Origin of the sequence: Parageobacillus caldoxylosilyticus NBRC 107762 (assembly GCF_000632715.1) — a bacterium.
Classification (GTDB): domain Bacteria; phylum Bacillota; class Bacilli; order Bacillales; family Anoxybacillaceae; genus Saccharococcus; species Saccharococcus caldoxylosilyticus.
In genome coordinates, this window is sequence record NZ_BAWO01000001.1 from 86,273 (window position 1) to 105,098 (window position 18,826).

Here is an 18,826-nt window from a genome sequence, read left to right on the forward strand (position 1 = left end):
ACAAAATTATTTTACTATTACAACATTCGTACGTCAATAATATTTGTTATTTACGTACGCTTCTTTCTTTTTTTGTTCAAACACGTACAACCTCCTTCCGTCATATACATAAAATAGGCCATTGCCTACAACGACATAGGGTGGGGGGTGACAGAATGTCCGGCATTTTATCAGCGTTTGCGTTTCTAATGAAAGAATTAATGTTTTTAGTATCATACATTAAAAACAACGCATTTCCCCAACCGTTAAGCCCCAAGGAAGAAGAAAAATACTTAGAGCTGATGGCGAAAGGAGATAAACAGGCCCGCAATATTTTAATTGAACATAACTTACGTCTTGTTGCCCATATTGTAAAAAAGTTTGAAAATACCGGCGAAGATGTGGAGGACTTAATTTCCATCGGCACCATCGGCCTGATTAAGGCGATCGAAAGCTACTCGTCCAGTAAAGGAACAAAACTGGCCACATATGCAGCCCGCTGCATTGAAAACGAAATTTTAATGCATTTGCGCTCATTGAAAAAAACAAGAAAGGACGTCTCCTTGCATGAGCCGATCGGGCAGGATAAAGAAGGAAACGAAATTAGCTTAATTGATATTTTAAAATCCGAAGGAAACGATATTGTGGATGAAATTCATCTGAACATGGAACTCGAACAGGTGAAAAAATACATCGATGTGTTGGATGAACGAGAAAAAGAAGTCATTATTAGCCGGTTCGGCCTTGATATGCAGCAGGAAAAAACACAGCGCGAAATCGCTAAAGAACTTGGCATCTCAAGAAGCTATGTATCCCGAATCGAAAAGCGCGCATTAATGAAAATGTTTCATGAGTTTTATCGGAATGAAAAAGAAAAGCGGAGATAAGTATGGAAAAGGTGTCCCAAGATGACTATTGGGACACCTTTCCTTTTTCTTCTTATTTTGTTAATTTTCTGCTTCCACACTTACTTCCGCTGTTATAATCAATGCTATCGCTGCAGTAACCACAATCCCCATCACCATTGCGAACATCCCTTGTTCCCCTCCTTGCAGTTCTTCCTCTTTCATTTTACACGGAGGAACAATCGGTTTCTTCGCATGGTTGTGAACAATTTATGAAATCACAGAGGTAATTATATCCAACTGGAATATGTTTACAAACAGTTTTTGGTAAAAACGGTAATAAACCTGCCTCTCCAACAAGAAAAGGCAGGTTTATTTGTCCATTTCCCGCAATAAGCGGATATATTTGATCGCTCGTTGAAAAAAGGAAAACGCGCCTATTAACAATATCACAATGAAACTAAGCAAATACGCCTTTTTCTCCGGCGCAATCGTAGGAAGAAGCGTGCCAATATACAAAAAGACACTTAACGCCAGCAATACGCCAGCAAACATTTTGTAATCAGCCGCTTTTTCCTTCCATTGTTGCTTTTGCCGTTCCATCGCTATCCCCCACTTTCCATCCTTAACTGTATCATACAGGACAGCAAATGTGGGGATGTAATTTTAACCATGCAATGCTTGCGCTAAATCTTCAATTAAATCTTCCACATCTTCTAATCCAACAGAAATGCGAATCAACCCATCAGTAATTCCTAATTGTTCACGACGTTCTTTCGGAATGGATGCGTGCGTCATTTTCGCCGGCAGCGAAATTAAACTTTCCACCGCTCCCAAGCTTTCCGCGAGCGTAAAATAGCGGACACGGTTTAACACTTGATCGGCTTTCTCCGCACTTCCGACATCAAAGGAGACCATGCCGCCAAATCCGCGCATTTGCTTTTTGGCAACCTCATGGTTTGGATGTGTTTCCAATCCTGGATAATATACTTTTTGGATTGCTGGATGATTCACTAAAAATTCAACGATTTTTCTTGTGTTTTCTTCATGCTCCTCCATGCGCACGCCAAGCGTCTTGATGCCGCGCATAAGCAGCCATGAATCTTGCGGACCGAGAATTCCTCCGGTGGAGTTTTGAATAAAATGTAGTTTTTCTGCTAATTCTTCTGAATTGACAACCGCCAAACCAGCGACCACATCGCTATGGCCGCCTAAATATTTCGTCGCGCTATGGACAACAATGTCGACGCCAAGAGCAATCGGCGTTTGCCAATACGGGGTGCTGAACGTGTTGTCGACGATCGTAAGCAGGCCATGCTTTTTGGCGATGGCGGAAGCAGCTTGAATGTCAGTAATTTTTAAGAGCGGGTTGGTTGGCGTTTCAATGTAAAGCGCTTTCGTGTTCGGCTGGATATGTCTTTCGATGTTTGAAAGATCGCTTGTATCAATAAAAGTCGATTCAAGCCCTAGGCGGTTTAGCACTTTTGTCATAACGCGATACGTGCCGCCATACACATCGTCGGTTAAAATGACGTGATCCCCGCTGTTAAACAGCATCATGACCGCTGTAATCGCCGCCATTCCGGAGGCAAATGCAAAACCGGCATATCCTTCTTCTAAATCTTTAATCAGTTCTTCTAACGCGTGGCGGGTTGGATTGCCGGTGCGCGAATATTCAAAGCCTTTATGACCGCCAACACCTTCTTGTTTATATGTGCTAACTTGATAAATCGGAACAGAAACCGCTCCCGTATACGGATCACCTGAAATGCCGCCGTGAATGAGCTTTGTTTTTCTTCTCATTATCATATCCCACCTTCATAAATTTTTTTGCTTAAATAGCGCTCGCTGCTGTCCGGAAAAATGACGACGATATTCGTTCCCGGCTTTGCTTTTTCCGCTTCGAGCAATGCGGCATGGAACGCGGCGCCAGAAGAACTGCCAACGAGCAATCCTTCTTTGGCAGCGAGCTCTTTGACGCGGCGGAACGCATCTTCATCACGGATCGTATGAATCGCATCAAAGTAGCTCGGATCCATATAGTCCGGCAAAAATTCCATGCCGATTCCTTCTGTTTTATGCGGTCCCGGCTCTCCGCCGTTTAAAATCGACCCTTCAGGCTCGACAATGACCGTTTTAATGTTAGGATTTTTTTCTTTTAGAAACGTTGCCGTTCCCATAAACGTTCCGCCCGAACCGGCTCCGGCGACAAATATGTCGATTTGTCCGTCAAGGTCTTCCCATAGTTCCGGGCCGAGCGTTTTATAATACGTTCTTGGGTTAGCAGGGTTGGCAAACTGCTGCGGACAATAGGAGTTCGGAATCTCACTGGCCAGCTCTTGCGCCTTGCGAATCGCTCCTTGCATTCCTTCGCTCGTCGGTGTGTGGACAATTGTTGCACCGAGCGCTTTCATGATTTGCTGCTTTTCAATGCTGAATTTTTCAGGCACGCAAAAAATTACGTTGATGTTTTTGCCAATCGCCGCCAGAGCCAGCCCAATGCCGGTGTTTCCCGCCGTCGGCTCAATGATCGTTCCACCTTCCTTTAATTTTCCTGTTTCTAATGCGTCGCGCAATAACTCTTGGCCAAGACGGTCTTTAATGCTTCCTCCCGGGTTGAAAGATTCCAATTTTGCAAATACGCGGACTCCTTCCGGCAGAGGAAATTGCGTAATTTCCACCACCGGCGTATGTCCAATCAGCTCGTGCACATTTTTGGCCACTCGCATTTTTGTCACTCCATTTCTTAACAAACATAGAAAGAGGAAGGGACGCCTTCCTCGGTTTATTGGTTTATTTTTGCAATAATGACAGCATCGATGCGACTAAACGGGCGGAATGTTTCGCCGCCGTATCTAAAAATTGTTCAAATGAGATATCCGATTCCTTGCCGGCAATGTCGGAGAGTGCACGAATAATCACGAACGGCACAGCAAATTGTGTGCATACTTGGGCAATCGCTGCCGCTTCCATTTCGACGGCGCAAAGCTCCGGAAACTTGCCTCGGACAAACTCGACGCGCGCCGGATCGTTCATAAACGAGTCACCAGTGGCAATGAGGCCTGTGACAACTTGCACATCGTTAATTTCTTGGGCGCTGCGTTTGGCAATGTCTATTAATGTCTTGTCCGCTTGATAACGCGCCGGCATTCCCGGCACTTGCCCATACTCATATCCAAAAGCCGTCACATCGACATCGTGATGCACCACTTCACTGGAAATGACGATATCACCGACATTTAACGCCGCTAAAAATCCTCCCGCTGAACCGGTATTAATGACGTAATTCGGCCGGAACCGCTCCAGCAAAATAGCCGTTGCCATCGCCGCGTTTACTTTGCCAATGCCCGATTTCAACAAAATGACATCGACACCGTTGATCTGGCCCGTTGAAAATTCGCAATTGGCGATGACCGTTTCTTCCCGTCCTTCCATTTGGTCACGCAAAATAGTTACTTCTTCTTCCATTGCCCCGATAATCGCTACTTTCATGTTTCTCCCTCTTCCTTATTTTTCTTGTTTTACCGCCTCCATCACCCATACAAATGCATTTTTTTGTGTAAATGTGACGGAAAAGCCGTGTTCTGCAAATAGTTTTGTCAATACGTCCAATGTCGTATAATATTCACGTTCGAGGTCTTCAGCCAAGTTATGAAAACCGCGCGCCCTTGCCTCCTGTATGGCCTGCTGAAACGCTTGCTTGTCACGGAAAGCAGTGTCAGCAAACACTATTTTATCACCTTTTTTTAATAACTTGCCATACTTGGCAATTGCTTCGCCTTTTTCCGCATCGGTAAGATGGTGAAAAGCATATGTGCTGACAACCGTATCGATCGGCTCTGGGGGGAGCGGAAACTGCAAAAAATCCCCGTCCACGATTGACACGTGTGCCCCTAGCTTTTCGCGTGCTTTTTTTCGCATCGGTGCAGACGGTTCTACACCGTACACTGTTTTGCCTTGTCCGATTAGCTTTTGCGTTAAATTTCCTGTGCCGACGCCGAATTCAAGCACGACATTCCCTGCCTTATCGGCGACTGTATTTAAAATATCATCATAATTTGCAAACACCTCGCGGTATTCTTCGTCATATCCTTCCACGGATTGATCATATGATTCCGCCCATTCTTCAAACAAATCAAGAAACTCTCTTCCCATGGTGTCACGCTCCATAATTTTTATAATTCCTATAAATATACTATGTTTTATACCTCAAATCTGTTCTCAATGTATCATAAGTTTTTATTTTCTTCAATGATAAATTTTTTTCGTTTTACCCATTCCTCTATTTTTCCCAGACAAAAAGGCCAGCTTGCGATAAAAATCGCAAATGTTTTCCGCGCCCGAATAGATTATAACGTGAAAATCTGCTACACTTGGCGGTGAAAGGAGGCTTGATCCATGAACATTTCTCTCGATCTCATTGAGGATAAAATCGAATTTTTTGAGGCCGATGATTTGCAGACGCTCGAGAAAAAAATTAACGAACAAATCGAGCATAATAAGGCGCTTTTGCTTCACGTCCACCATGTTTCGCATCAAATGCATGTAGCGGAAAACGGAAAAAGGTTTTACAGCGCTGTCGTCCATTTCAAAGCAAAAAAATAGGCGGATTTCCATCAACACAGGAAATCCGCTACTTTCTTATTCCTTTTCTTTCAGCTTTTGCACTTTCGTCGGTTTCCATCCTTGGTTTTCGACCCATTCGATATATACCTTGTAGTGCTGTGTTTGATCTCTCGTAGAAATGGTGGCCACCGCTTTGTTCGGTCCATTATTGCCAATAAACCACACGATCATATCCGATTGGGAAACTCCGGTCGCGTAACTGACCGCGTCGAGCATTTCCTTCCAATCTACCGAATCTTTTTTAAATTGGGTGACATGCGGCTCCGACTGCGTCGTGCCAATCGGCTGCCATGCCGGATTGACGATTTCTTTCTCGATGTTGGAACCAGGGGCTCCTGGCGTTTCTATCACTTCTTGTTCTTGTTCTTCTTCCTCGCTCGTCTCTTTCTTGTCGGATTGCTCACTTTCTTCATTTATTTGCTGCTTATCCCCCATCTCCACCTCTACTTTTTTATCATCATGATTTTCTTTCGTTTCCGTTTTTGCCGATGTGTTCGCCGCTTGCTTATGCGGCTCGTCGTCACCAGCAAATAAATTCCACGCCACCACCACAATCAACAAAACGACGACGGCAATGGCGGCATTGAGAATGCGATTGATTTTCCGGCGCTTTGCCCGTTGTGCGAAACGCGGTCCAATTTCTTTTGCCAACCGTTGACAACCTCCCTCATTTAGCTGCTTCTATTGTATCATGGCGACCCTTTCTAATAAACTGTTTCGTCGTTATTCCGATTTTTTGTCCTGTTTGTCAAACTCATATATTTTTTGTACGAGATCGAAAAAGATATCGTTCGTTACCGTCCGTGAACTGTGGCAGTCCAGCTCGACGACGACAAGCGCGTATTTCGGGGCATCGGCAGGGAAATAGCCAGCAAACCATTTATTCACAAGTTCTTCATTGGCAAGTTTTTTTCCGGTTTCTGCCGTACCCGATTTTCCGGCGACCGCATACGGAAGCGATTGAAAACGCCGTCCCGTTCCCTGTTTATCCGTCACCACTTTGCGCAATAACCGCTGCAATTGATTGGCGGTAACCGAAGAAATCGGCGGTTCATCGGAAAACGTTTGCTGCGGAAACGTGAACAAGGTCGTGCCGTTTTTATATAAAATTTTGTCTACCGCCCTCACTTGCCTTGCCTCGCCATTGCGGGCAATTGTTGCCATCATGTTGGCGACCCCCAGCGGCGATACGCGCACGTCTTTTTGTCCAATTGACGTTTGCGCAACGGCAAGCGGCACATGTTTATCACGCTCATCATGCCATATCGTTCCTTTTCTCTCCTCTGGAAATTGTTTAAAATCCGTTTCATGATAGACATCGCCTCGCCATCCGGCGAGCGGATATAAGCCAAGTTTTTTCGCATACGTTTCCAAAATGTCCGGCTCTTGTTCAACAAGCTTTTTCCCAAGCGTCGCAAACGCGTTGTTGCAGCTGACCGCAAAACTTTCCTCAAACCCTAGCGTTCCGTAATCATGATCTCGATCCGGCGTTACTCCATCAATTTTTTTGCCGCAATCAAACATTTCCGTTGACGAAACCATCCCTTTTTCCAACGCAGCGGCGGCAACGACGGTCTTAAATACGGAGCCTGGGATTTGCGGCAACACCATCTGGTTTTCCGCGCCGTGGTTTTTATACGGATTGCTCGGGTCCATATCAGGACGGCTGACCATTGCGAGAACGCTGTTTGTTGGGATATCCAATAGTACAATGCCACCTTTCTTTAAATGATGCTCATCAGCGGCCCTTTCGGCAATTTTTTGCAAATCGCGGTCCATTGTCGTTTTTACAGAAACAGGATAAAATGGATTGCTAGGATCACTATACTTTACGTCAAGGCCAAATAAAGGGCCTCCTTCCGCATCAACATGATACAACAGCTTTGTTTCTCCTTCAGGGATTAAAAATTCGTCAAATGCCTTTTGCAGGCCATGAATGCCAACTTCCGTATGCGGAGGAAGATGCCGCTTTGGGTAGCGGGAACGCAAAAGGCGGCTGTCCGCTCGGGTAAATCCGATTAAATGCGGCGCATATACTTTTTCAAGCGGATACTGCTTGTTTACCGCAAACACGCCTGGAATATGCAACTGGTTGATTTTTTCCATTTGTTTTTCGCTCAGCACAAATGGATGGCTGTCCATAGTCAATACAAACGGTTCTTTTGCTTTTTGCAGCTGATCAATGATGACTTGCGGTGAAATGTGAAGAATGTTTGCCACTTGCTCGACAGGCCATTCCATCGTTTTTAAAAACGGGAACAGCACAAGAGAGGGGATATACTGTTTCGTGAGCGGTTTCCCGTTTCGATCCGTAAACATTCCCCTCCCGTCGTCAATCATTAACTCTTGTGTCCGTTGCGCAACGCTTTCCTCAATCAAATTGACTTTCTTCACGGAAAACGACTCTGTGCTCACTAACTGGATTTGAACAAGCCTGCCGATGAGAAGAAAAATGCTGATTTGGATAAGAGCAAGCACCACCATTACTCTTTTTTTCCACATAAATAAAACACCTCATCTTCATTTTCGACGAGGTGTTTTATTTTGAAACCTATTTAACGGCAACAATTTTTACGAGCATTTCGCCACCTGGTGTTTGCACGGTGACTTCTTCGCCAACTCTTCTGCCAAGCAGCGATTTTGCGATCGGGGAGTCATTGGAAATTTTTCCTTCAAATGGATCGGCCTCTGCGCTGCCGACAATCGTGTATGTTTCTTCTTCCCCGTCCGGAAGTTCAATAAATGTCACTGATTTTCCTAAGGAAACGACATCCGGATTTTCCTTGTCTTCTTCAATGATCACCGCATTGCGAATCATATTTTCCAACGTTTGAATGCGCGACTCGACAAATGCTTGTTCATCTTTGGCGGCATCGTATTCCGAGTTTTCCGACAGGTCCCCAAAACCGCGGGCAATTTTAATGCGTTCCACTACTTCCTTCCGCTTTACCGTTTTTAAATATTCAAGCTCTTGTTCCAGTTTCTCTTTTCCCTCTTTTGTCATCGGATATTGCTTTTCATTTGCCATCATCTTTCACTCCTCTATATATTTTTCTTTTTCATGATGTGTATGTAAAACGTACGAACAACGGAAAACGCTGTTCGTACGTTTACTTGTTTATATATATTTATATTGTTTTATCTATGCTATGTTATTATAAAAACGATTTTTGTTCAAGAATTGTGCGAATTTTTGTGACCAGTAAATCAATGGCGACATGATTTTGCCCGCCTTCCGGAACAATGATATCGGCATAGCGTTTCGTCGGTTCGACGAATTGATTATGCATTGGACGGACGACGGAAACGTACTGTTCGATGACGGACTCGAGCGTGCGGCCGCGTTCTTTAATGTCGCGGAGCAGGCGGCGGATAATGCGGATGTCCGCATCGGTATCGACGTATACTTTAATATCCATTAAGTTGCGCAAACGCTCATCCTCTAAGACAAGAATCCCTTCTAAAATAATAACATCTTTTGGCTCGACGTGGATGACTTTATTCGACCGTGTGTGAAGTTTGTAATCATACACCGGCTTTTCAATCGGCTCATACTGCAACAATTTATGAATATGCTCAATTAACAAATCATTATCAAACGCAAGCGGATGGTCGTAATTCGTTTTCAGCCGTTCTGCAAACGGGAGATGGCTTTGATCCTTATAGTAAAAATCTTGCTCAAGCACTAAAATCGAGCGATCGCCAAAATGCTCATAAATTGCCTTTGCCACGCTCGTTTTCCCCGAGCCGGATCCACCGGCTACGCCGATGACAACAGGCTTCTTCCCCATGTTAGTTCTCCTTTCTCATCATGTTGTACGGGAAGACTTCGCGCTCTACTTTAAACTTGACGATTTGCAGCGGGTGGCGCGCCGCGTCCAATTCGTTCCCATTTTCATCCCAAATTTTATCTACGACTTGCGTGAAGTTTTCAATTTCCGGACCAAAAAATTCCACTTCATCACCTGGTTTAAAGAAGTTACGCTGCTGCAATGTCACCATTTGCGTTTCTTTATCATAATCGAGAACAAGGCCGGCAAATTCATGGGTCGTTTTGCGGCTGTGCGAACCGTACATATGATCGTTGTATCCTGGCATGCCAGCAAAGAAAGACGGAGCTGTATCACGGTTGGCGCATTTATCAAGCTCTTTTATCCATTCCTCGCGAATGACGAAATGGTCGGGATCCGCGCAATACGCATCAATCACTTTGCGGTATACGCTCACAACCGTCGCCACGTAATGGATCGATTTCATCCGTCCTTCAATTTTTAAGCTGTCGATTCCTAATTCAATCATGGCTGGAATGGCGCGAATCAAATTCAAATCTTTAGCGCTCATGGCAAATGGTGCGTCGTTTTCATCAAAGAGCGGAATCTCTTTATCCCCTTCTAATTTATATAAATCATAATCCCAGCGGCACGATTGACAGCAGCCTCCGCGGTTGGAATCACGCGCCGTCATATGGTTGCTTAACACGCAGCGGCCGGAGTACGCCGAGCACATCGCTCCGTGAATAAACGCTTCAATCTCAATATCGACTTTTTCTTTAATTTCGCGGATTTCTTGCGCGCTCGTTTCACGCGCGAGCACGACGCGCTCTAATCCTTCCTCTTTCCAAAATTGCACCGCTTTCCAATTAGCGAGCGACTGCTGCGTGCTTAAGTGCACTTCCAATTTCGGCGCCACCCGGCGCGCCGTTTCAATAATAAGCGGGTCGGCGACAATAATGCCGTGAACGCCGGCCTGCTCTAACGCCTGTAAATATTCCTCAAGGCCGGGAATGTTTTCGTTATGGGCATAAATGTTGGCCGTTACGTACACTTTGGCGCCATATTGGTTTGCAAACTGAACGCCTTCTTTTATTTCTTCGATCGTAAAGTTATCGGCGTTCGCGCGCAAGCTGTATTCTTGACCGCCGATAAACACCGCATCTGCGCCGTAGTGCACGGCGATTTTTAGCTTTTCCAAGTTGCCGGCCGGAGCGAGAAGCTCGGGTTTTTTCACGATTACGCGTTTGCCGTCAATGATTTCGGAAATTTTATCATTTTTTAGCAGCATCCGCTCATTCCTCCTTTTCTTATTGCTTAGCGCGATGCAACGCATCGCTCGTTTTTGTTGTTAGTAAACCGTTTCTTTAAAGAAAAATCCCGTATCCAATGGGCGGTGTTTCGGCTGAATCGCTTCGATTTTCGCCAGCAGCTCGTCCTTTTCTTTTTCGTATTGCGCACGGTTTTCTGCACATAAATCAACGGCGCGGCGATACAGTTTAGTCACTTCGGTAATATAGCTTTGTTCATGCAGCACTCCATCGATTTTAAAGCTGTCAATCCCCGCGTCTACCATCTCGCTCAATTCATCAATGATGCAAATATCGTTTGGACTCATAATATGTGTGCCGTTTTCGTCCTCGAAAATCGGATATTTATTGTCGCGTTCTTTATCATATAAAAACATGCCTTTTTCATATTTTTTTCGTTCGATTTCCATCACTTTTCCTTGATACTCAAAATAGTTGCCGATCAATGAACGCTTCGACTGATACATGCACGTCATTCCGTGCACTTGCACTTCGATTTCTACTTCCGCATGCTTCTTAATTTCCAAAATCGCCTCCATATTTAATTCACGGGCGAGAACGGCGCGCTTTGCCCCCTTTCTCCCCCAGTAGTTGCACGTATACCAGTTTGTCGCCGTCGTTTCCGTATTCCAGTGCAGCTTCATATGGGGAGCGACTTCACGCACCGTCATTAATACGGCCGGATCGCCAAAGACGATCGCATCGGCGCCGACCTCGGCAAGAAAACGAATGTAATCGCCAAGTTCATCGACTTTATCGTTGTGAAAAATGGCATTCATCGCGACATATACTTTCATGCCGTATTGGTGCGCCGCTTTCACCGCTTCTGCTACATCCGCGCGGGAAAACTCTCCGGCGAGGCGCAGACCGTAACGCTGTTCGCCGATCATCACCGCATCGGCGCCGGCATTGGCTAAATCATGTATGTGGGAAACGCTCGTTGGCGTCACTAACAATTCTGGTTTTTTCATTGCCTTTCACCTCGTTTTCTTGATATTGCCACCCCATCCCCAACCGGAAGAATGATCGTTTCGTAATCGTTGCGGCCTGCAAGCCATTCGTTATAACGGCGAATTTTCGCCGCTAACTGGCGCATGCGCTTGTTTTCAATTGGCTCCTCTGTTGCAACAAGCCCCTTGAACAATACATTATCCGTAATGATCAAGCCGTTTTCTGCAAGCAGCGGCTCATACAGTTCAAAAAAGCGCTGGTATTGTCCTTTTGCCGCATCAATAAACAAAACATCAAATGGGGCGGCTTTCGCGACATCGCTATAGACGTTGAGCGCATCTCCGAAAATGACGCGGATTTGCCCGCTTGTCCCTGTTTGGTTGATATAAAAAAGGGCTCGTTCATATCGCTCCTTGTCTCTTTCAATCGTAACAATTTCGGCGGCGGGAAGCGCTTTTGCCATGCGGATCGCCGAATACCCTATCGCTGTGCCGATTTCCAAAATCCGCTTTGGCTGGGCGATTTTCAATATGTGCAGCATTACTTCTATTCCCGTCACTTCCATAATGGGAATATCATATTCTTGCGCGTAACGCTCCATCTCTTTTATTTGCTTATCCCGCTCCGGAATAAACTGCTTAATATATTGGACGATTTCTTTCGATATCAAAAGAGCCCCTCCTCGAAAAAATAAGAGTCACTGAAGGACTCTTATTGTAGGATAGCGATTGATAACTTTATATATACTACCACAAAACATGCGAAATGCGAAATATTTTCGCCCGTCGTCCAGCAATTCACATTCGATTCTATTGTTTTCCAATATATTTCTCCTTCTGGCGATTATGTTCTTCCAATGTTTTGGTAAAAACAACATCTCCGCCTGGTGTAGCAAGAAAATAGAAATAGTCCGTTTTCGCAGGTTTCAATGCCGCTTGAATCGACATCATCCCGGCATTGGCAATCGGCCCAGGCGGGAGGCCTTTGTAGATATACGTATTATATGGGGATTTTACTTCTAAATCTTTATAATAAACGCGATCTTTATGCTTGCCAAGCGCATACAAAACGGTAGGGTCTGTCTGCAATGGCATGCCCTTGCGGAGGCGGTTGTAAAACACGCTCGCAATTTTTTGGCGATCCGCTTTTTCCGTTGCTTCCTCCTCAATTAGAGAGGATATGGTTAACAGCTGGTGCGGCGACATATTTGCTTTCTTCATATCCTGTTCGTATTTCGCTAACACCTCTGCTGTTTTCCCCAACATCTCCTCAATAATGTCGGAAATAGGGGGCTTTTTTTCATCAAACGAATACGTAGCAGGAAACAAATAGCCTTCTAGCGGATAACGGATGTTTTTATTAAAAATATCCTTCGACAAAACGGTAGGGTATTTTTGCATCAAATGTTCAATATAAGCACGGTCATTTAACTGCTTTAGCACCTCTTCCTTCTTGTATCCCGTTTTTTCGGCAATGATGGCCGCGATTTGCGTTATTTGCGTCCCTTCCGGAATCGTTAGTTTAAGTCCGGCTTTTTTCGTTATCTTTCCCGTTTTTAAAACTGCAATAATATCGTCAACGGACATGGAACGATTTAGTTTGTATTCCCCTGCTTGGAAATCCACATGATTTTTAAATTTGACGTAATAGCGAAACACCGTTGCGCTTTTGATCAGCCTCTTTTTTTCCAACAGATTGGCAATCTCATTCACGGAAGAGCCGATAGGAATCGATATATGAACAGGCTTTTTGTCCTGTGGATCGACTGGTTGCAACGCCGACTTGATATAGAAATAGCTGCCTACCCCTATCGCGATACAAGCAATCAATATAGCAGCACAAACGAGCAACACGATTTTTCGTACAATTTGTGCATCTTTTTGTAAAAATTGGTTATTGTCCATTGGAAACCTCCTTTCACTCGTGATATTATACTACAAATTTTTGCATTTTTCGCTATTCGTTTGTCTTTTTTTCAATAAAAAAGATGGCCCAGTATACCGGGCCATCTTTTTCATCCTACTTCTCTCATTCTTCTTGTTCGGCGCAGAACGTATTCCATACTTCTTCAATCATTTCCCATTCTTCTTCCGACTCAATTGGCAGCAGTTCCCCTTCCTGCTCTCCTTCACCAGGAATAAATGCCGACACATGAATTTCCGTTTCTTCGTCATCGTCTTCAAATTCTGCACCTACCGGATAATAAAACACATACGATTTTCCAAAGTCCTCTGACTCAAACGTAAACAATATTTCACATAATTGCTCATTGCCGTTTTCATCGACAACAGTAATATGTCGATCGCCATGTTCCATATTTTTCTCCTCCAATTTACTGTTTACTATCCAAATACGACTGCAAAATGACGACAGCCGCCATTTTATCAATGACCTTTCTGCGCTTTTTTCGGCTGAGATCGGCGGCGATTAACATCCGTTCCGCCGCCATAGTGGATAAACGCTCGTCCCACAATATGACTGGAAGGGAAAATTCCCGTTTGAGCAATTCTGCGAAGCGCTGGCTCGCCTCCGCCCGCGGACCAACGGTTCCATTCATATTTTTTGGAAATCCGACGACAATCGTTTCGACCTGATATTCATCAATAATTTCGCGAAGCCGCTTCAGCCCGTATTCTCCTCGCTCTTCGTCGATTGCGATCGTCTCCAGTCCTTGCGCCGTCCAGCCCAGTTCATCGCTAACTGCTACTCCAAGCGTTTTTGTACCTAAATCAAGTCCCAATATACGCATCGGTTAATCCTTTCGTTGCCCTTGTAAATAGAATTTCACCAATTCCTCAATTAATTCATCACGCTCCACTTTTCGTATTAACGCGCGCGCATCTTTATGGCGGGGGATGTAAGCAGGGTCGCCAGATAATAAGTACCCGACAATTTGATTAATCGGATTGTATCCTTTTTCTTGCAGAGCGTCATACACCGTCAGCAGCACTTCGCGAATATTTGTTTCGGCTGGCTCTTCCGAAAAATGAAACCGCATCGTTTGGTCAAACGAGCTCACCGTCTCCACCTCGCTCTCCGTTCTGGCATCTCCCTATCTTACATCCATTGTACACTATCTTTATCAATTATCAAACGGATTTTATCCATTTTTCGACATATTGCAATGCTTCTCCGACTTTGCTTGGGTCTTTTCCGCCGGCCTGTGCCATGTCAGCACGACCGCCGCCACCGCCGCCGCAGCGAGCGGCCACTTCTTTAATTAATTTTCCAGCATGGTATCCTTTTTCCACTAAATCGTTCGTGACACCGGCGATCAAGTTTACTTTTTCTTCTTGCACAGCAGCCAACACGATAATAGCGGATCCTAGTTTTTGCTTCAAATCGTCTACCATCGTCCGCAAATGATTCATATCTGTTGCATTGACTTTGCTAGCTAATACCGGAATGCCGTTTACTTCTTTGACTTTATGGACAAGATTAGCCGCTTCTAAATTGCCAAGACGGGCCGCAAGTGATTCATTTTCGCGCTGCAATTGACGGATTTCGTTCATTAATGCGTCTAGTCGCCCCATTATTTCTCTCGGGTTCGCTTTTAATTTTTGCGCTACTTCTTGCAAGAGGGCGATTTGCTCATTCATAAAGCGGTACGCCGCTTCGCCTGTAACGGCTTCAATCCGGCGGGTGCCGGCGCCGATTCCGGACTCGGAGACGATTTTAAACAAACCGATCGCCGAGGTATTCGGCACATGGCAGCCTCCACAAAGCTCTAAACTGTAATCGCCTACTTGCACGACGCGGACAATCTCGCCGTATTTTTCGCCAAATAGCGCCATCGCCCCCATCGCTTTCGCTTCTTCAAGCGGCTTATAGAAAATGTCGACCGGAATGCTGCGCCAAATTTTTTCATTGACAATGGCTTCAATTTGCTCTAGCTCCTCTGGCTTCACTTGGCCAAAGTGGGTAAAGTCAAAGCGCAAGCGGTCTGGAGCGACTAACGATCCTGCCTGGTTGACATGTGGCCCGAGCACATCCTTTAACGCCTGGTGCAACAGATGGGTCGCTGTATGGTTTTTAATAATATTGGCCCGTTTTGCCTCATCAATTTGCGCTGTATATGTTTCTCCTTTTCTCAATGTTCCTTTTTCGATGACGACATAATGCAGGTGCTGCCCGTTTGGCGCTTTTTGCACATCTTTTACAAACGCTTTTGTCGTTTCGTTTTCAAGCCAGCCTTGGTCGGCGATCTGTCCGCCGCTTTCCGCATAAAACGGAGTTACATCTAATATAATTTGCGCTTCGTCTCCTTCTTTTACTTCATCGACAAGCTGCCCGTCTTTGACAATAACGGCGACCGTAGAGGCGGTATGGAGCTGATCGTAACCGACAAACTTGCTTTCTACTTTAATATCGCCGAGCACGCCGCCTTGCACCTGCATCGAGTCGACGTCCTGTCTAGCGGCACGGGCGCGCTCACGCTGCCGCTCCATTTCCCGTTCAAATCCGTCGTGGTCGACTTTCATTCCTTCTTCTTGCGCATATTCTTCCGTTAGTTCAATTGGAAAACCATAGGTATCATAAAGGCGAAACACATCTTCTCCGGAAATGACATCGCTTCCCCGTTCTTTTTCTTTTTGAATGACGCTTGCTAAAATCGCCAACCCTTCATGAAGCGTTTCGTGGAAGCGCTCTTCTTCATTTTTGATCACTCTTTGGATGAACTCGGCTTTTTCTTTTACTTCCGGGTAGAAATCGCTCATGATTTCGCCGACAACCGGCACCAATTCGTACATAAACGGCCGCTCGATACCGAGCTGCTTAGCATAGCGAACCGCACGGCGCAATAACCGGCGCAATACATATCCGCGCCCTTCGTTTGACGGCAGCGCGCCGTCGCCAATCGCGAATGTGACCGCGCGAATATGGTCAGCGATCACTTTAAAAGCCACGTCTTTCTCCTTGTCCACACCATATTTTTGTCCGGAAATTTGCTCTGTCGCGCGAATGATCGGCATAAACAAATCGGTTTCAAAGTTAGTCGGCACTCCTTGCAAAATCGAGCACATCCGCTCCAGGCCCATGCCCGTGTCAATGTTTTTCTTTGGAAGCGGCGTGTACGTGCCGTCTGGATTATGGTTGAATTGCGAAAATACCAAGTTCCACACTTCTAAATAGCGGTCGTTTTCCCCGCCCGGATACAATTCCGGATCATTCGGATCGTTTCCAAATTCTTCGCCGCGGTCATAGAAAATTTCTGTATTTGGTCCGCTCGGTCCTTCGCCAATATCCCAGAAATTTCCTTCCAACCGTATGATTCGTTCTTCCGGAATGCCGATTTCTTTATGCCAAATTTCAAACGCTTCCTCGTCTTCCGGATGAACCGTGACAGACAGCCGCTCCGGCTCAAAGCCAATCCATTTTTCGCTCGTTAAAAATTCCCATGCCCAATGAATCGCTTCCCGTTTGAAATAGTCGCCGATGGAAAAGTTTCCGAGCATTTCGAAAAATGTATGATGGCGTGCGGTTTTGCCGACGTTTTCAATGTCATTGGTACGGATCGATTTTTGCGCATTGCAAATGCGGGGGTTCTCTGGAACAATGCGGCCGTCGAAATATTTCTTTAACGTCGCCACCCCGCTGTTAATCCATAACAGCGACGGATCGTCAACAGGAATGAGAGAGGCGCTTGGCTCAACGGCATGGCCTTTCTCCTTAAAAAACTCTAAAAACATTCTCCTTACTTGCGCAGAAGTAAGCTTCTTCATGATGATCCTCCCTTTCTATGTAATATATAAAAAACTCTCATCCCCTTCAGGGACGAGAGTTATGCTCGCGGTACCACCCTGTTTATGAACGGCAGAGCGTTCATCACCTCATTAGCCGTAACGTGGCTTAGACGTCAGGTTTTGCCTGCGCTCCGGATTAGCGTTCTGTTACCCTTCATCTGGAATTTCTTTCAGCCGCGGAAATTCCTCTCTGTGCGCGAATTCGCGCTTTAAGATGGACTGTAACATACTCGATCCGTCATCGCATTATGTATTCACTTTTTCAATGTATGATTATAGACAAGCCATATCAATTTGTCAACGCGGCTGGTAATGTTCTTTCCAATGAAGAAGAGCCACCTTCAATACTGCCAGAAGCGGAACAGCAATAATAAGGCCGAGCACCCCGGCAATTTCGCCGCCAAAAAACAAAGCAAACATAATCACGAGCGGATGCATATGCAAACTTTTTCCGACAATCAGCGGTGATAAAATATTTCCTTCCAAAAATTGAAGGAGAAAAATAATAGCAGCGACGATGAGCACCATTTTCAAGGAAACGGTTGCCGCTAAAATGACCGCGGGAATGGCGCCGATAATTGGTCCAAAATAAGGAATAATATTGGTGATGCCGATGATGCAGCCAAGCAACAGCGGATAATCCATTCCGACAAGCCACAAAGCGAGCGCGGCCACCGTGCCGATCACGGCTCCTACAAACAATTGCCCGCGGATATAGTTGCCAAGCGATTCGTCAACATCTTTCAAAAAGGCCATTCCCGGCTCCCGCCACCGTTTCGGCGTCATATACCATACCGCTTTTTTCAGCAGTTCGATATCCTTTAACATGTAAAATACAATAAATGGAATAAGCAGAAACAGAAACGCCGAATTGACCAACCCTTTTACACCATTCATCACCATCGTTAACGTATCGGCGGCGGTTCGTTCCATTAGCGTCAGCATCGCTTCAATTCGTGTATGAATTTCCATTGGCCATGTCGACGTCTGGTTATGAATGTCCTTCGCCCAATTCCGGTATGTTTCGATTAACGCCGGCAAGCTTTCGCTCAATTCTTTCAACTGTTCAATAAACAGCGGAATGCCTTTATACAAGCCGTAGCCGATGCCGCCGAAAAAAAGAAAATAGATCAATAAAATGGCTATCCAGCGCGGGATTCCCTTTTCATGAATGTATTCCACCAATGGATGCAATAAATAAGTAATAAAAGCGGCAATGATAAATGGAATCAACGCGGTAATCAATAAATCGACGGCAGGCAGCCACACTTCTTTCATGCGGACGACTAAATAAATAATAACCGTAATAAGCAGCCATTTGCCAATTCGAACAATCGACAACCACTGCTGTTCCCCCATCATAACACCCCCCTTACCGTTAGTGTAGGAGAAGGGAGCGGAATTATGCAAAAAAGCGCCAATTCCCGCTATGTTTACAGGAATTGGCGCCAGCTTTTAGCGAACGGCGCGGGCTAAACGGCGTTGCATTTTTTTCATTGTGCGGTTGTTCATCCAGTTATTGCGCTGTGCTACTCGATAGGCAGCAACGCCTAATCCTAATGCCAACAGAGAGGTCATTGTCCGATTCATGCACGTTCCCT

At 45.4% G+C, this 18,826-nt stretch carries 21 protein-coding genes; 2 read left to right on the forward strand and 19 right to left on the reverse strand.

Annotated features, from left to right (window positions below; genetic code table 11):
- Positions 1 to 155 precede the first annotated feature (155 nt).
- Positions 156 to 866, forward strand: coding sequence for an RNA polymerase sporulation sigma factor SigK (gene sigK / locus GCA01S_RS00475; RefSeq protein ID WP_017435592.1), 711 nt, complete (start codon positions 156 to 158; stop codon positions 864 to 866).
- 330 nt (positions 867 to 1,196) lie between these two features.
- On the opposite strand, the gene GCA01S_RS00480 is transcribed toward sigK, so the two are convergent.
- From GCA01S_RS00480 to GCA01S_RS00500, 5 genes are all read right to left on the reverse strand, one after another.
- Positions 1,197 to 1,427: a YrhC family protein gene (locus tag GCA01S_RS00480; RefSeq protein ID WP_042406337.1), complete on the reverse strand. Its 231-nt coding sequence runs from the start codon at positions 1,425 to 1,427 to the stop codon at positions 1,197 to 1,199.
- A 63-nt stretch (positions 1,428 to 1,490) separates the two neighbouring features.
- A complete protein-coding gene (locus GCA01S_RS00485) occupies positions 1,491 to 2,627 on the reverse strand; it encodes a bifunctional cystathionine gamma-lyase/homocysteine desulfhydrase (RefSeq protein WP_042406340.1) in 1,137 nt (378 codons plus the stop codon).
- A gap of 2 nt (positions 2,628 to 2,629) precedes the next feature.
- On the reverse strand, positions 2,630 to 3,553 hold the full coding sequence (locus GCA01S_RS00490) for a PLP-dependent cysteine synthase family protein (RefSeq protein ID WP_042406342.1): 924 nt from the start codon (positions 3,551 to 3,553) through the stop codon (positions 2,630 to 2,632).
- A 64-nt stretch (positions 3,554 to 3,617) separates the two neighbouring features.
- Complete coding sequence (gene mtnN, locus GCA01S_RS00495; RefSeq protein WP_042406345.1) at positions 3,618 to 4,316, reverse strand: 5'-methylthioadenosine/S-adenosylhomocysteine nucleosidase; 699 nt, start codon at positions 4,314 to 4,316, stop codon at positions 3,618 to 3,620.
- Between the two features lie 15 nt (positions 4,317 to 4,331).
- Complete coding sequence (locus tag GCA01S_RS00500) at positions 4,332 to 4,979, reverse strand: class I SAM-dependent methyltransferase (RefSeq protein WP_042406348.1); 648 nt, start codon at positions 4,977 to 4,979, stop codon at positions 4,332 to 4,334.
- A gap of 243 nt (positions 4,980 to 5,222) precedes the next feature.
- Here GCA01S_RS00500 and GCA01S_RS00505 point away from each other — a divergent pair, with 243 nt between their 5' ends.
- A complete protein-coding gene (locus GCA01S_RS00505; protein ID WP_013400339.1) occupies positions 5,223 to 5,429 on the forward strand; it encodes a YrzA family protein in 207 nt (68 codons plus the stop codon).
- Positions 5,430 to 5,465: 36 nt separating this feature from the next.
- On the opposite strand, the gene GCA01S_RS00510 is transcribed toward GCA01S_RS00505, so the two are convergent.
- From GCA01S_RS00510 to GCA01S_RS19115, 14 genes are all read right to left on the reverse strand, one after another.
- The gene (locus tag GCA01S_RS00510) at positions 5,466 to 6,101 is read right to left on the reverse strand and encodes a YrrS family protein (protein WP_042406350.1); all 636 of its coding nucleotides are present in this window, start codon (positions 6,099 to 6,101) and stop codon (positions 5,466 to 5,468) included.
- 72 nt (positions 6,102 to 6,173) lie between these two features.
- Positions 6,174 to 7,952 (reverse strand): peptidoglycan D,D-transpeptidase FtsI family protein, encoded by a 1,779-nt coding sequence (locus tag GCA01S_RS00515; protein ID WP_017435585.1) that lies wholly within the window; start codon positions 7,950 to 7,952, stop codon positions 6,174 to 6,176.
- Positions 7,953 to 8,001: 49 nt separating this feature from the next.
- Positions 8,002 to 8,478 carry a transcription elongation factor GreA gene (gene greA / locus GCA01S_RS00520; RefSeq protein ID WP_017435584.1) on the reverse strand — a complete coding sequence of 159 codons (477 nt, stop codon included), beginning with the start codon at positions 8,476 to 8,478 and terminating at the stop codon, positions 8,002 to 8,004.
- Positions 8,479 to 8,605: 127 nt separating this feature from the next.
- A complete protein-coding gene (gene udk / locus GCA01S_RS00525) occupies positions 8,606 to 9,241 on the reverse strand; it encodes a uridine kinase (RefSeq protein ID WP_017435583.1) in 636 nt (211 codons plus the stop codon).
- A 1-nt stretch (position 9,242) separates the two neighbouring features.
- Entirely contained in the window at positions 9,243 to 10,511 is a 1,269-nt protein-coding gene (locus GCA01S_RS00530; protein ID WP_017435582.1) for a peptidase U32 family protein, read from the reverse strand.
- A gap of 60 nt (positions 10,512 to 10,571) precedes the next feature.
- A complete protein-coding gene (locus tag GCA01S_RS00535; protein ID WP_042406353.1) occupies positions 10,572 to 11,501 on the reverse strand; it encodes a peptidase U32 family protein in 930 nt (309 codons plus the stop codon).
- Positions 11,498 to 12,151 (reverse strand): O-methyltransferase, encoded by a 654-nt coding sequence (locus GCA01S_RS00540; RefSeq protein WP_017435580.1) that lies wholly within the window; start codon positions 12,149 to 12,151, stop codon positions 11,498 to 11,500. The genes GCA01S_RS00535 and GCA01S_RS00540 overlap by 4 nt, the downstream gene beginning before the upstream one ends.
- Positions 12,152 to 12,290: 139 nt before the next feature.
- Positions 12,291 to 13,385 (reverse strand): endolytic transglycosylase MltG, encoded by a 1,095-nt coding sequence (gene mltG / locus GCA01S_RS00545; protein WP_042406356.1) that lies wholly within the window; start codon positions 13,383 to 13,385, stop codon positions 12,291 to 12,293.
- A 124-nt stretch (positions 13,386 to 13,509) separates the two neighbouring features.
- Positions 13,510 to 13,797, reverse strand: a complete 288-nt coding sequence (locus GCA01S_RS00550) for a DUF1292 domain-containing protein (RefSeq protein ID WP_017435578.1) — start codon at positions 13,795 to 13,797, stop codon at positions 13,510 to 13,512.
- A gap of 16 nt (positions 13,798 to 13,813) precedes the next feature.
- A complete protein-coding gene (ruvX, locus tag GCA01S_RS00555; protein ID WP_017435577.1) occupies positions 13,814 to 14,230 on the reverse strand; it encodes a Holliday junction resolvase RuvX in 417 nt (138 codons plus the stop codon).
- A 3-nt stretch (positions 14,231 to 14,233) separates the two neighbouring features.
- Positions 14,234 to 14,500 (reverse strand): IreB family regulatory phosphoprotein, encoded by a 267-nt coding sequence (locus tag GCA01S_RS00560; protein ID WP_017435576.1) that lies wholly within the window; start codon positions 14,498 to 14,500, stop codon positions 14,234 to 14,236.
- A 70-nt stretch (positions 14,501 to 14,570) separates the two neighbouring features.
- Positions 14,571 to 17,204, reverse strand: coding sequence for an alanine--tRNA ligase (gene alaS / locus GCA01S_RS00565; RefSeq protein WP_017435575.1), 2,634 nt, complete (start codon positions 17,202 to 17,204; stop codon positions 14,571 to 14,573).
- Between the two features lie 318 nt (positions 17,205 to 17,522).
- The gene (locus GCA01S_RS00570; protein ID WP_017435574.1) at positions 17,523 to 18,584 is read right to left on the reverse strand and encodes an AI-2E family transporter; all 1,062 of its coding nucleotides are present in this window, start codon (positions 18,582 to 18,584) and stop codon (positions 17,523 to 17,525) included.
- A 96-nt stretch (positions 18,585 to 18,680) separates the two neighbouring features.
- Positions 18,681 to 18,815: a YrzQ family protein gene (locus GCA01S_RS19115; protein ID WP_017435573.1), complete on the reverse strand. Its 135-nt coding sequence runs from the start codon at positions 18,813 to 18,815 to the stop codon at positions 18,681 to 18,683.
- Positions 18,816 to 18,826: the final 11 nt, after the last annotated feature.